A 14,286-nucleotide genomic window follows, 5' to 3' on the forward strand; every position below is an offset into this window, starting at 1 on the left:
CTCTCCCACGTCTCCCTGTAGGGACACACGATCTGTGTGTCCGTTGTGTCAAAGGGTACTCTCCAGTTGCTTTCTATATCTAGATAGAAAGCATCCTGATATAGAAAAGCGTCCTAGCAAAGATCTCCCAACAGCGAACCAATTTCGCTGACGTGGGTGACCTTGACTAGGACGCTATGAGATAGATCTGCTGCTACCTGATAGGTTGGATAGACTTGAGGCTATCGGTAGGAAGCTATTAGTCAAAAGTAAAAAGAAGGTGCTCCTCTGGTCTGCCGTACCCGCACTAGGCATTGACCCTGCTACCGAGAGCCAAGAGGATGTGGAAACGCAGGTTGGATATCCTGATAGCCCTACGACCCGCAGCGGGAACTCTACCGAGGAGGCTCCTTCTCTAAGAGAGAGTTCTGTCAGCGAGTGCGGGCAAGTCCTCATACAGACTTCTGAAGAAGCGGCAGCAGCCCTTTCTGCTCTTCCTGACAGCTCTCAAGGCGAGACTTCTAGACGTGAGGACGGGCAACTCCTCATACTGCCCTCAGAATCAACTGAGGAGGCTGGTGCCCTTTCCAGCCCTACGCCTAGCTCGCCAACAGGAGAGGGTGGATCTGTACCCGTATCGAGAGACGGTCTACCTGCCAAGACCGGCTCGTCTAGTACTATGACTGAGGACAGGAATACTAACGGGGACTCTTCCACAACATCTCCTTCTAGTGGCAAAGGTAGTGAAAGAAATTGAGACCCTGAGAAAATAGAAGTCAGCTATCGGGAGTTTCGTAAGGCAGATAGATAGCGAAAGCTCTCGATTATATAAGCGCTCTCGCTCCAATTGCGAGTGCCACATATAACCAAGAGCTTTCTGTAACCACAAAGGTAGTAAAAGATTTTGAGAGTCTGGTCATCGCGAAGAGGCTTCTGGTTAGCGTATATTCTACCCGCTAATGCAATTTCTCAAGTATGATGTGTCTCGTTGCTATGCTTATGGTCTGAAGGTAGGGCGGAAAACTTATAGGGTTAAGACGACTATCCTGTCTGTCGTAATGAAGGTGGTCGTAATCAACATCATATTAGTGAAATAGAGTTGCTAGCCCCAAAGCCCGCAACATCTCAAGGCGAAATGTCACAGACGCTGACCAACAACTCTATATCACTGGCAAAGTTAATGAAAAGGGGGGGGGGGAGAAACTAATGGTTAAGATCGTCGTTTGTGTGCTTGGAGATAGTTGGTATTACGAACAGGCTCTTACGGAAATAGAAGAAGGCAAACTGATTGATGAAGTTGGCGCTTTATCTCCCACGTTGCCTTCAACGAATCAATCTGCCCTTTCCTGAGTACAAAGATAAGAAGCCAGTGTCACTCTTACAAATGTCTCGAAGGTTGTCGATGAGAATGGAAGTCCTAGCGTATGTCTTTGCGAACAGGAGGCGACTATGTGGAGTTTGACTTGGAGTATGCCCGGCCTCGTCGTGATTTGCAGGGGGGATCACAGGAGTGGATAAATGGAGGTCAGTGTACAAAGAAAAAGCTTCTGCTTTTCTTTCAACCCAAGAGCCCAATTATCTTGCAGGCGGAAATATTAAGCAGAAGCTTATGTCTACCACGAAGGTAGTGAAAGCGATTGAGATAGGCTCTTGTTTGATATGTCCACAGCTTCGCAGAGTTCATTGCTTGCTAGCTCGATGCGCTGGTGTGGATGTGTGTCAGCGGGCGGAAGTAAGGTGTGAGTAGCGTAATAGGGGAGTGCCCTGGGGAAAAACTGAGGAGTGTGGATAAAGAAAGAGTTCTAAGTCAGATAGACCAACGGCGAATCAATCTCGCCGACGTGGTCTATCTAGACCTAGAACTTGCTACAAAGATAGTGAAAGAGATTGAGAGTTAGAGATAGCCTGCAAGTCGGGTAGCTCCGCAGTAGGGGAACGCCCGTGAGATTTATGCTGCTCAGCCTGGCAAGCGGCATGCGTCAGAGGCTATAAAAAGAGAGCCACTGAAGGGACGTTTGGTTGGAGCCAAAGGCATCAACCCCAGCAACAGTAGCTCTCTCAGTAGCAAAGGTACTAAAAGATTTGAGATAAGCTCTCGATTATCTACGCATCTCCGCTCCAATTGCGGACGCACAAGATAACCAAGAGCTTTCTGTGTTTACAAAGGTAGTGAAAGAATTTGAGAGTCCGATAGGGGCGAAGAGGCTTCTGATCTGACTATTCGGAGCTTTCAGAAGTATTGGCGTGATCGGCAGTCACAGAGCGAGGGTCTTGATAAGTAAGTATGAAGTGTCTCGTTGCTATGCTTATGGTCTGAAGGTAGGGCGGAAGACTCATAGCGTTAAGATTACAGTCCTGTGTGTCGTAATGAAGGTGGTTGTAATCGGCCTCATATTAGTGGAGTAGAGCTGTTAGCCCCAAAGCCCGCAGCTTCTCAAGAGAAATGCCACAGACGCTGACCAACAACCCTACTCCGCTGACAAAGTTAATGAAAATGGTGTGGAAGTTATGGTTAAGATCTTCGTTTGTTTGCTTGGAGATAGTCTGTATTACGAACAGGCTCTTACGGAAATAGAAGAGAGCGAGCTCATAGACAACCTTAACGGCTTGGCAAAAGCCGTAGTTGTCTATGAGCCTTTAGGAAGTCAGTAAGGAGTAATCTTCGATGCTTCCATAGGCGAAGGTACGAAACATGTGTCACTCTTACAAGCGGGGACTTCTCAGCTTCGCAGAGCTGATTGCAAGTTAGCTCGATGCGCTGGTGTGGATGTGTGTCAGCGGACGGAAGTAAGGTGTGAGTAGCGTAATAGGGGAGTGCCCTGGGGAAAGCTGAGAAGTGTGGATAAAGAAAGAGTTCTAAGTCAGATAGACCAACGGCGAACCAATTTCGCCGAGGTGGCCTATCTAGACCTAGAACTCACTGCAAAGATAGTAAAAGAGATTGAGAGTTAGAGATAGCCTGCAAAACGAGTAGCCCCGCAGTAGGGAAACGCCCATGAGATTTATGCTGCTCAGCCTGGCAAGTGGTATGCGTCAGAGGCTACAAAAAGAGAGCTACTGAAGGGAACTTTAGTTGGTGCCAATGACAGCAACCCCAGCAACAGTAGCTCTCTCTCAGTAGCAAAGGTACTAAAAGATTTGAGATAAGTTCTCGGACGATCTGTCTCGAGCGCAAGGCGTTGAGGATGACAGAGGGGTTGTAGATAAAAAGAGACTGTTGCATAAAGGCGAATCGCTGTGTTGCTTTCGGGATTCGGCTTCGGTCACATACGGAGGTATGCTCCCTTCAGACCTCACCCTCAGCGCCTTGCGCTTCATCCTTTCTGCAAAGTCAGGACAATCTTGCAAGCAAGATTTTGAGACTGTTGACTTTTGCAACAGTCTCAAAAAGAACGCTTGAACGGTTGCCTAAACAGCGGTACAATTCCGCTGAGGTTAGACACCTATTCAAGCGCACCACAAAGGTAGTAAAAGAACTTGAGAACCTTAGCAAATCGGAAGAGATCGGAGTATATCGGAGCTATCAGAGCGGTCGGAGTGGATCGGAGGTGTCGGACTCCTATCAAGACGAGTGGCAGTCCCCGTTAAAACATCGATGCTGTAACCTTTGATACAGCGAACGCACGACCGCTAGACCCGAGCTGTGCGCCCCTACGGCGGGCTGCTGGCCTCATCAGGCTACTTATGAGATTTGTGTGGAGTTGATGTCTCAGTGTTGGCTTGCGCATCTAAAAAAAAGTACCTTTGCAACAAGCAGTGTAGTAACATACAGACATACAAACATACAGACAAAAAGAGCTATGATGTTAGGAAGAAAGGGCGGACTTTTCGCGATATTGGTTGTGGTTAGCTTGATGTTCACGCAAAGCCTTAGCGGAGAGACGCTTCAAGCAAGCCTTAGCGGACAAACCGTCAAAGAGCAAGCCCAGCAATTACTGCGATCTCAGAACGCACAACCTCAGCAACATCAGAGCGCACAGCCCCAGATGTATGGCACGCAACAGGGAGAGATTTACCGTGGGCAGCTCAGAGATAGGGTGACCCAGGAGCCTATCTCTATGGCGACTGTCATATTGCTTTCGGCAGATTCGACGGTGGTCTCTACGACGCTTTCGAGCGATGGGGGAACTTTTGAGCTTTCGGGTGAGGGGGCGCATTGGCTTCAGGTTAACCATCTAGCGTATCAGACACTTCGTGTGAGCCTCGACGCTCCTCTGCCTGACGTGCTCTATATGGATCAAGCGACTGGTGAACTGGGCGAGGTGGTGGTCAAGGCGGAGCGTCCGCTCATGAAGCTCGTCGATGGTACCACACCGAGCTACGATATTGATCAGCTCTTCGCACATAGCTCCGTTACCACCGCTTATGAGATGCTGGGTCAGCTCCCGGGTATGTCGATGCAGGACGATGTGCCGACGCTCGTGGGGACCAATGGCTATACCTTGGTCTTCAATGGTCAGCCCTCGGATGTCCCTCAGGAGATGCTGCTCGAGCGTCTCAAGAGCATTCCCCGAGAGATGGTGTCTAGTGTGGAGATCTCCTATACTCCCATTGCCCGCTATCGGGCTAAGGGCGCTTCGATCAATGTAGTCTTCAAGGGGCAGGCTGCGGGCAGCCCTCTGAGTGGCACCTCTGGTCAGCTCTTTACTGAGTATAGCAATCGGTACTACAGCAACTACGCTGCGGGTGGTAGTGTCAACTACTCCGCTCCCAATGGCTTCTTCGTCACTGCCAATTATAGGGCTAGTCTAGGTAAAATCCGAAGTGACTTAATCTACGATATAGCTCCCTTTGGTCGCTATACCAAGGGGCTTGCGATAGAAAACAGTGGCTACACGAACTATAACAAGCATACGCTTTTTGCCGAGCTGGGGTATAAGTTCGGGCGGCATACGCTATCCGTCGATTACTACGGGAGCTTGACCCCTCCCGAGGGAACGACCCGCTACCAAGTCAACCAAAAGGAGCGCGAACCTCTAGAGTCACTCAATAAAGGCAATGATAATACCCATCACGTTGCTATAAACTACAGACTGGGTGGCAACTTGCTGGCTGGTCTCTTCTATACTCACTATCGGGATCACAGAGAGGTGCTCTATGGAATGGAGCAGTCTCCTCGCTCACCTTATGCTACGAGCTATACGAGTGATCAGCTCTCGCAGGTGTGGGGCGGGCATATCGACAATAGTCATAGCTGGGATGGTGGCTGGGGACTGTCGTACGGCTCCAAGGTCTCCTACTCCAAGACAATCAATGGACAAACCTACCTCTGGCAAAATGGTCAGCAAGTGCCAAACGGAGCCGTGTCAGGAACCAGTAAAGAGCTACTGGCGGACCTCTATATAGGCGGTAAAAAGCAGTTTAATAATGGGCTAAGCCTCGGGCTAACCTTGATCGGTGACTATGCGAACTATATAGGTGCGGATGAGACCTTTCAGATTATCCCGCAGGCGAGTCTCAGCTACGCACGCAATCCCAACCATGTCCTACAGGTGAATATTCAGTCCAGCAAGAGGGACCCGAGCTATTGGGAGCGTGAGCCCTTCTCACGGGCGGATGATCGCTACCAGCTCTGGGAGGGTAATCCACAGATTAGGCCTTACGTGACGTACTTTGGGCAGGTGAACTACATCTTCAAGCAGCGGTATGTCTTCTTCCTGAGCGGTTACTATCAGCCTCATCGCTTCGAGCAGCAGATGTATCTAGACCCTGATAGAAGTCGTTTGGTCTACAAAACGTGGAACTGGCACTATGCCAGTAATGCTAGTATCGGAGCTGTCGTACCACTGCCTCAGACCAAGTGGTGGAACGCGCGCCTGACCCTCAATGGTCAGCTTAACTCGGTCAAGCTAGAAATCCCCTACGAGCCGACCTATCAGTGCACCAAGCCTCAGTACTATGTCGGCCTCTCTAATGAGTTTAGGCTCAGCCAAAAGCACAATATCACCATCGGGCTAGACGGGAGCTATCTGCATGGAGCCATACAGGGCTACTATAGTCTAGGTGATATATACAACCTCGCTTGTCGTGCTAAGTGGACCAGCCAGGATAAGAAGTGGAGCCTCACCCTGCGAGGAGACGACCTCCTCAATGCGGGTGTGCTACGGGTGCGGGTCAACTACGGCATCCATCAGGTGGACTTCCGTCCCTCGCGTTACAATACCCGCTTCTCAGTCCATCTGAGCTACACGTTCGGTAGCTTTGACAAGGTGCAGACGAAGGAGCCCACACAGCTCTCGACCGACCGCTTCGGCATCTGATACCCCCCTCCCGCTAGGCTCAATCCGTGCATCGCTACGTGGCTATTTTTCACTTTCCACGTAGGGGGGGGACTTGTCTTTTGATTCTTCCGAAGTTTCGTTTTGTCCTTACGTGGGGATTTTTGATTTTCTCTTGAGCGATCAAAGCTCGTGATCGGAGTGATCAGAGGTCGATCGGACAGGGCTGATGCATTATAGCGAATGAGTGCATCTACGTCTCTATGGTAAAAAACGGGAAATTCATCCGTAGATATCCTGGATTATCTAGCGAGGAAACGAAAAATTCTTCGGACTTATGATTTCATTCTTCCGAAGTTTCATTTCATTCTTCCGAACTTTTATTTCGCCCCTCGGTGGAGAATTTTCGTTTACTCCCTAGATATTCCCAATTTCCTCGGTAGAGTTGGGAAGCAACGGAGATGCATGAGTAGCGATAGAGTGGCTCTATACCGCTTTATAGCGATGTTTTAGCGCTATATCCCTTGAAGGCCCTCAAGGAAGAGCGGATTATAATGCGTCAGCCCTGGTCGATCGGAGGTGTTTCTGCTTAAGAGAAAACAAAAGGTTAACTTTGTGGCGTGGAAACTTAGCTGGAGCTCTTACGGAGCGACACTATCAAGGTCAATAAACAAAGAAAGCAGATGAAACGAAACGTATTACGACTACTTACGATGCTCCCTCTCTTGGTGCTGGCGACTTTTTATACTAAAGCCGATCAGCTAAGAGCAATAACTCTGTCAGCTACAGAGCATCAGCCTGACACGCTTACGGTGGTGCCACTACAGGTGCAGCAGTATCGGGTGATGAAGCCGTTTATCTCGGATAGTCTCAATGTGCAGGGCAAGGCGTACGACGCTACCGACCTGCTGAAGCCTGTGAATCACATCAAGCTAAGCCATGCACACGGCACTCTGCCCACAGCGCAGGAGGGTGTCGTCACGCTACGCACGACAGAGGATGCGATCACGACCTATGCAGTACGTCTTCGCACGCCGAGCTACGAGCAGGCGATGCTGCAGATCGAGACAACGGCGCCCTTTGTTTTAGCTCTGGATGGTGACAAACTCTCATCTGCTACGCAGTACCAGAGCGAGCTAAAGGTCGCTTCGCCAGCGTCCCTCACGCTGACACCTGGACGGTCGCATCTAGTGACGCTTCAGCTACTGACTAAGGGCGGCGAGTCAGCGCAGTATCGTCTGAAGCTCATTCCTGCTAAGGCTGATAGCCAGATAGAGGTACGCCACGACGATAAGGAGTACCTGAGCCTAGAGTATATGATGACGGGTCGCAACCTCTACTCCGTGTCAGTGTCGCCTACGGGTCGCTACACGCTACTGACGGAGCGGGAGACGACCGCTCTCAAGAGCAGCTACCGCACCTACATCTACCAAGGGAACAAGCTCCTCTCCACGCTGAGCGAGCAGTACCGCTTCGCCAGCTGGATGCCAAAAGAAGACAAGCTGTACCGCACCTCCACGACAGACGATGGACGGCAGTTGATCAGCTACGATCCTAAGACGCAGGAGGAGCGTGTCGTAGCGGAGCAGATCCCCACAGGCTCCTTCTTTATGATGCCTGATGGCAAGCGACTGCTCTACACCATTGAGGAGGAGGGACCGGCACGAGGCAAAATCACCGAGCAGGTATTGGGACGGTATGACCGTATGGCGGACTTTCGCAAGCGCACCTTCCTCGCTCTCTACGACCTTGAGAGCGGTCGCTACCAGCCACTTACCTTCGGCCATCGCTCTACCTATTTGCAGGACGTCAGTCCCGACGCCCGTGAGATCATCTTTAGCACTTCGGAGGATATCACCGAGATTCCCTTCTCCCAGAGCAACTTCTATACGATGCGCTTAGAGACGCTGGAGGTCAAGCCACTCTTCACTAAGGAGCGCTCCATCTCGTCTGTTTCTTACACCGCTCTGCCTCACATCCTGCTCATCGAGGGCGATGCGAATGCTTTCGGCGGGATCGGTCGCAACATCCCTGACGGGATGATCACCAATACGTACGATGGTCAGCTCTTCCTCTATGATCGCCAGAGCCAGCAGGCGACGCCCCTGACGAAGGATTTCGACCCCGCCATCAAGAGGGTCAAAGTCAGTACGGTTCAGCCCGTTGCTTACTTTACAGCGGAAAACAAAGACCGCATCTCTCTTTATCGTCTCGACCTCAGACGTAAGCAGATCGAGCAGGTAGCTACGACGGAAGACCTCGTGCGCTCCTTTGACATCAGCGATGATGCCAGTCAGCTCGCTTACTACGGGCAGAGTGCGATGAATGCGGATCGCTTTTACAGCTTAAAAGGAAAGCGTGAGACGCTCCTCTACGACCTTGCTAAGAGCAAGATGCAGGATCTAGAGCTGGGTAGCGTGAGCGACTGGGTACACACGATGCCAAATGGTGACAAGGTGGAGGGACGCTATTACCTGCCTCCTCACTTTGACGCTACGAAGCAGTACCCGATGATTGTCTATTATTATGGAGGCACCTCGCCGACGACTCGCTTTTTCGAAGGGTCCTATTCGCTTCCGATGTATGCAGCGCAGGGTTACGTCGTCCTCACGCTCAATCCGAGCGGTACCACTGGCTTCGGTCAGGAGTATGCAGCTCGACACGTCAATGCGTGGGGCAAGGTGACGGCCGATGAGATCGTGTCTGCTACGAAGCAGTTTTGCCAAGAGCACCCCTACGTCAATGCGAAGAAGATCGGCTGTATGGGGGCTAGTTACGGTGGCTTTATGACGCAGTACTTGCAGACGATCACCGACATCTTTGCGGCAGCGATCAGCCATGCGGGCATCAGTGCGCTCTCCTCCTACTGGGGCGAGGGCACCTGGGGCATCGGCTACAGTACGGTGGCTAGCTACAACAGCTATCCGTGGAATAATCCACAGCTCTACACGGAGCAGAGTCCGCTCTTTCACGCCGACAAGATCCACACGCCGTTGCTGCTGATCCATGGTACGGACGACACGAACGTCCCCATCGGCGAGAGCATCCAGATGTACAATGCTCTGAAGATCTTGGGCCGTGAGGTGGCCTTTGTCAAGGTGTATGGCGAAGATCATATCATCACCGCTCCTGAGAAGAAGATTGAGTGGACGAATACGCTCTTCGCATGGTTCCAGAAGTGGCTCAAGGACGACCCCACCTGGTGGGATGCGCGCTATCCAGAGGCACACCTCTAGTCGTTCGGTCAGCGTTTCAGTCGTTTCGGTCATCGCTATATGCGTTTCGGTAGGCAAAGGGTTGTGGAGCCATTTTGTGCTTCCTACCTTTGCCTCAGAGTTCGTTGATCTATTGCGATCGGATAGATCACACGACCAAGAAATAGAAACGTATTAAGTCTAACGCAAGACACAGAAGAAAGTATGAAACGCAACATCATCGCTATCGTAGCAACCGCCCTGATGGGTATGACTGCTGTCTCAGCTGTCGCACAGACCACATCTCTCAACTATGGAGTCAAGGCTGGAGTCAACTGCTCCAGCATGATCCTGAGTGATGACTTTAATATTCTCAAGACCGAGATGAAGCCCGGCGCTGACTTTGGCGGATTCATGAGGATCAATCTTCACCAGAACTTTGCCATCCAGCCTGAGCTAGAGTTTTACTACAGAGGTACGGGTGTCAAGGCAGAGGCAGCTGGGCTCTCAGTAGAGAATAAAATCAACCAGTGGGGTATGCAGATCCCCGTCTATGCTCTGGGTAAGGTTGAGCTAGGCAAAGGTCAGCTATACGGAGGTGTAGGTCCCTACGTGGGTGTAGGCTTCTCAGCCAAGACAGATGAAATAAAGTTTGCTATGTTTAAAAAGGATCCGATAGATCTGTATGAGCAGCACAACGACAAGTCAGCCCTCCAGAGATGGGACGTAGGTGTCGCTTGTCAGCTAGGCTATGAGTTTGCCAATGGTATCCAGATCAATGCTGGCTACAAGTATGGCTTCATCAATCAGGTAGACGATCTCAAGTCGACAGTCAACGATGTCGTCTCTCGCTTTGGCACCTCACTCAAGGATGACGCTTACAAGGCTAATGCTAGCGTCCTTGCCGTAGGCTTGGGGTATCGCTTCTAGTGTCAAGTAAGAAATAGGGACCCTATCTTCGTCGCCCTAAGAGGGGAGGGGGATGTAGGGTTCCGCTATTTCTTGCTACCTTAGCACGAGCATACTGATAGTGGCAGAACCGCTATGTAGAGTAGACAAGAGGTATATGACGAGACGCATCATAATGGGCCGCCTGAGACAGCGACAAGGCAAGGGCTTCATATTGCTCAGCAATGAGCGCAAGAGCGTGCTGCTAGCTACGCTGATCATCAGCTTCTTGCTGGCGTTTGTGATGCTGTCGTCATCGATTTATTATTACAGCTTGCTGGATACGGACCGAAAGGTTGACCTAGGAGCGATCCTATCGGTGAATTCGTTTGCCTCGCTACTGGTCAACATGGTCTTCTTCTACCTATTGCTCAGCATTCAGTCTTGGGCGATCAATAGGTACGAGATACGTCAGTATCAGCTCTGGCTGATCTTGTTGGGACTACTCGTGGGGGTGATCCTGATCTCGCCTTACCTGTCTCGACTGCAACGGTGGTGGTTTAGAGATCTCTTTAGCTATCATGCGTATGCTGCCATGCAGTATGTCAAGGACTTGGTGATCCTCGTGGTTACCTTCCTCTTTACGATGACCATCTATCTGATGAAGCAAAATCACCTGGCCGTGGTCGGTATGCAGGAACTGGACTTTGAGAATCTGCAAAACAGGTACACGGCACTCAAGAATCAGACGGACCCGCACTTTCTCTTTAACAGTCTCAACACGCTCAATGGGCTGATAGGCCGAGATGATGAGCGCGCTAGAGCCTATGTGCAGGAGCTGGCGACAGTCTTTCGGCACACGATGCGTGACAAGGTGGTGGTGCGTCTCTCGGAGGAGCTAGAGTTTGTCCACTCGTATCTCTACCTGATGTGTATCCGCTACTTCGACGGTCTGCGTGTGGAGTGGAATGTAGACAAGAAGTATCTAGACTACTATGTCATCCCATCGGGATTACAGATCCTGGTGGAGAATGCGATCAAGCACAATATAGTTAGTGCCAAGGTGCCACTTACTATCTACATCCGCACGGTAGATAATCAGATCGTGGTGGATAATAAGATCCAGCTACGAGAGGATAGACAGTCGGGAAGCACAGGCGTAGGTCTAGACAATCTGATGGAGCAGTATCGCTTGCTCTTTGGCAAGGATATAGATATTGTCTCTAACGATGGGCACTTCACGGTCTCACTGCCTTTGATCCGAAGCTTAGAAGAAGTCGAACCCAAAGCCAAATCACTGATATGAGAGTAATAATCGTAGAGGATGAGTACTTTACCGCTACTGGGTTGCAATCCCTACTCACAGAGATGGACCCTGCCATAGAGGTGCTGACCATCTTGCAGAGTGTATCTGAGTGTGTCGAGTGGTTTGGTAGTCATCCGGATCCTGATCTGGCTTTTATGGATATTCACCTGGCAGATGGACCGGTTTTCTCCCTCTTCGAGCGGATCGAGGTCACCTGTCCGATCATCTTCACGACAGCTTATGAGGAGTATGCGCTGAAGGCGTTTGAGGTCAACAGTATTGACTACCTCCTCAAGCCGATCAAGGAGACAGACCTCCAGAGAGCTCTAGAGAAGGTGAAGCGCTTTAGTCATACGGAGCAGAGGGTAGACAACCAAGCTCTGATGGCTAAGATGATGCAGGCGCTCCGTGAGTCGCAGATGAGCTACAAGAGCCACTTCCTGATCCCGTGGAGAGATAAGCTGATCCCCATATCGGTGGACAAGATCGCCTACATACGTGCGGATAGTAAGGCTTCGGTGGTAGTGACGACGGATAGGAAGGAGCACTTTGTCGACCTGTCATTAGAGAAGATGGCGCAGGAGCTCAATCCGAGGCTTTTCTTCCGAGCCAATAGGCAGTACATCGTGGCACACAGCGCGATACAGAGTATGTCGGTATGGTTCGGTGGCAAGCTGACGGTGACCCTTGACATAGAGACTCCGGAGAAGATCGTAGTAAGCAAAGCGAAAAACAAAGAGTTTAAGGAGTGGTATCAGGGAGCTTACGATCCCGACACCAAGTGATGTCGTAACGAGTAGACATTAGCAAATCATGAGATATAGATTTAATGGGAGGAGTTTCCTTCTCCTAGGCACGGCTCTTGTCCTTACGCTGGGGGGCAGTGCCGAGGCGCAGACCCAAGAGCAAGAGCAAGTGCCGATGTCGCTAGAGCAGTGTAGAGACCTCGCTCTAGAGCACAACAAACAGATACAGATGGCTCAGGCAGATGCTACAGCTGCCGACTACTTAGTTCAGTCAGCCAAGACGAAGTATTTACCTCGTGTTGACTTCGCTGGAGCGTGGATCAATCCCGGAGATAGACCCATTCGCCCATTTGCGATCGACTTTAACATACCAGGCGTGACACCGCCAGGATTATCCATCCCGCTAGACTTCATCAGTGTCGCTCCTCGAGAGATCTATACGGGTGGCTTCACCTTACGTCAGCCGATCTTTATGGGCGGTAAGATTTTCGAGGCAAATAAGATGGCGCGCTACACCTCCGACCTAGCACATGAGAAGGTCAAGATGAAGGAAGCAGACGTCCTAGCCACTGTAGATGAGGCATACTGGCGTGTCATCTCGGTACAGGAGAAGGTGCGACTAGCTCAGACCTACAAATCGCTCCTAGATCACCTCGTGCGGGACTTGGAGAATGTCTACGCTGAGGGTATGACGACCAGAAACGAAGTGCTGAAGGTGCAGGTCAAGCAAAACGAAGCCGAGCTCACACTCGTGAAGGCGCAGAACGGTCTTCAGCTCTCCAAGATGCTGCTGGGGCAGATCATCGGCCTAGAGGCTGAGCAGATCGATCTGGACAGTGCGATCATTAGCGAGGAGCAGCTGAGCAGTCGTCTCTTGGCGCTGGAGAGCTGCAATGCTGAGCGCGCTGAGATTGTCATGTTACGTAGCAAGCTTGCCCTCACGGAGTCAGCGAGGCGGATGGTCAAGTCGCAGTTCCTCCCCAACGTCTTCCTTACTGCTGGATACAATTGGGTCGAGCCTAACATCTATAAGGGTAGCCAGAGCAATCTGGGCGGAGACTGGATGGTAGGCATCGGTGTGCAGATCCCCCTCCTCACGTGGGGAGATAGGATACACCAGGTACATATAGCGGATCAAGAGGTAGCCAAGGCGGAGCTGGAGCTACAAGATGCCCAGGAGATGATCGCCTTACAGGTACAGCAAAATAGATTTAAGCATGCCGAGGCGCTCAAGAAGATGGAGCTGACGAAGCTCTCCAAGGAGCAGGCGGAGGAGAGCCTGCGCATTACCAAAAACAATCTCCTAGAGGGTATGAATAGCGTCCGAGACATCCTCGAGGCGCAGACCATGTGGGAGAAAGCAGCCTCCGAAGATATAGACGCTCGCGTAGAGGCTGCCGTGACACTCTCCCAGCTGGAGAAGACCACTGGTGCTCTCTATCAGTATGCGACCGAGCATACACAGGCCCGTCAGGAGGAGTAGATAGAGAATCAGAACTAGATAGAAGATCACATCACAATATGCATACTAAAGAACTTAAGAGCTACTTGCTCCCAACAATATTACTCCTGCTAACCTTAGGCACCACGACCGCCTGCAACAAGCAAGGAGATCAGGATCAGGAGTCCGAGGCGGACAAAGTGATCCCCGTAACCATCGCACAGGCTAAAGAAATGACCTTTACGCCTAGTATTCGCTTCTCTGGCACTGCCGAAGCCTCCAAGAGTGCCAGTCTAGGCACCGCACTGCCTGGCAAGGTAGAGCGCATACGCTACAGCAAGGGGAGCTTTGTCCCCAAGGGGGCAGTCATCGTAGAGATGTCTGACGAGATGCTTCTGCAGGCACGGGTTGAGAACGAAGCGATCAAGCGCGACTTCGACCGTGTCACACGTCTGAGAGAGAAGGAGAGCATCAGCCAGATGGACTACGACCATGTCAAGGCTAAGTACGACGC

Annotated in this window: 6 protein-coding genes and 1 pseudogene; all 7 read left to right on the plus strand. The window is 51.1% G+C overall.

Going from position 1 to position 14,286, the window contains the following annotated elements; translation table 11 throughout:
* Positions 1-3,779: 3,779 nt before the first annotated feature.
* Positions 3,780-6,239, plus strand: coding sequence for an outer membrane beta-barrel protein (locus tag Q0X57_RS04165; protein ID WP_297728087.1), 2,460 nt, complete (start codon positions 3,780-3,782; stop codon positions 6,237-6,239).
* Between the two features lie 641 nt (positions 6,240-6,880).
* Complete coding sequence (locus tag Q0X57_RS04170; RefSeq protein WP_297728090.1) at positions 6,881-9,433, plus strand: prolyl oligopeptidase family serine peptidase; 2,553 nt, start codon at positions 6,881-6,883, stop codon at positions 9,431-9,433.
* Positions 9,434-9,616: 183 nt separating this feature from the next.
* Positions 9,617-10,321, plus strand: coding sequence for a porin family protein (locus Q0X57_RS04175; protein WP_297728093.1), 705 nt, complete (start codon positions 9,617-9,619; stop codon positions 10,319-10,321).
* Positions 10,322-10,457: 136 nt separating this feature from the next.
* Positions 10,458-11,585 (plus strand): histidine kinase, encoded by a 1,128-nt coding sequence (locus Q0X57_RS04180; protein ID WP_297728096.1) that lies wholly within the window; start codon positions 10,458-10,460, stop codon positions 11,583-11,585.
* The gene (locus tag Q0X57_RS04185; RefSeq protein WP_297728099.1) at positions 11,582-12,370 is read left to right on the plus strand and encodes a LytTR family DNA-binding domain-containing protein; all 789 of its coding nucleotides are present in this window, start codon (positions 11,582-11,584) and stop codon (positions 12,368-12,370) included. The genes Q0X57_RS04180 and Q0X57_RS04185 overlap by 4 nt, the downstream gene beginning before the upstream one ends.
* A gap of 28 nt (positions 12,371-12,398) precedes the next feature.
* The gene (locus Q0X57_RS04190) at positions 12,399-13,814 is read left to right on the plus strand and encodes a TolC family protein (protein WP_297728102.1); all 1,416 of its coding nucleotides are present in this window, start codon (positions 12,399-12,401) and stop codon (positions 13,812-13,814) included.
* Between the two features lie 38 nt (positions 13,815-13,852).
* Positions 13,853-14,286: pseudogene (locus Q0X57_RS04195) on the plus strand (efflux RND transporter periplasmic adaptor subunit); the annotation flags it as partial.

It is taken from the genome of uncultured Porphyromonas sp. (genome assembly GCF_947254915.1).
In the GTDB taxonomy this organism is placed as follows: domain Bacteria; phylum Bacteroidota; class Bacteroidia; order Bacteroidales; family Porphyromonadaceae; genus Porphyromonas.

Bases quoted from the DNA above. Each gene is read 5' to 3' on its own strand.
- Q0X57_RS04180 (WP_297728096.1), top strand. From the start codon at position 10,458: ATGACGAGACGCATCATAATGGGCCGCCTGAGACAGCGACAAGGCAAG.
- Q0X57_RS04175 (WP_297728093.1), top strand. From the start codon at position 9,617: ATGAAACGCAACATCATCGCTATCGTAGCAACCGCCCTGATGGGTATG.
- Q0X57_RS04170 (WP_297728090.1), top strand. From the start codon at position 6,881: ATGAAACGAAACGTATTACGACTACTTACGATGCTCCCTCTCTTGGTG.
- Q0X57_RS04190 (WP_297728102.1), top strand. From the start codon at position 12,399: ATGAGATATAGATTTAATGGGAGGAGTTTCCTTCTCCTAGGCACGGCT.
- Q0X57_RS04165 (WP_297728087.1), top strand. From the start codon at position 3,780: ATGATGTTAGGAAGAAAGGGCGGACTTTTCGCGATATTGGTTGTGGTT.
- Q0X57_RS04185 (WP_297728099.1), top strand. From the start codon at position 11,582: ATGAGAGTAATAATCGTAGAGGATGAGTACTTTACCGCTACTGGGTTG.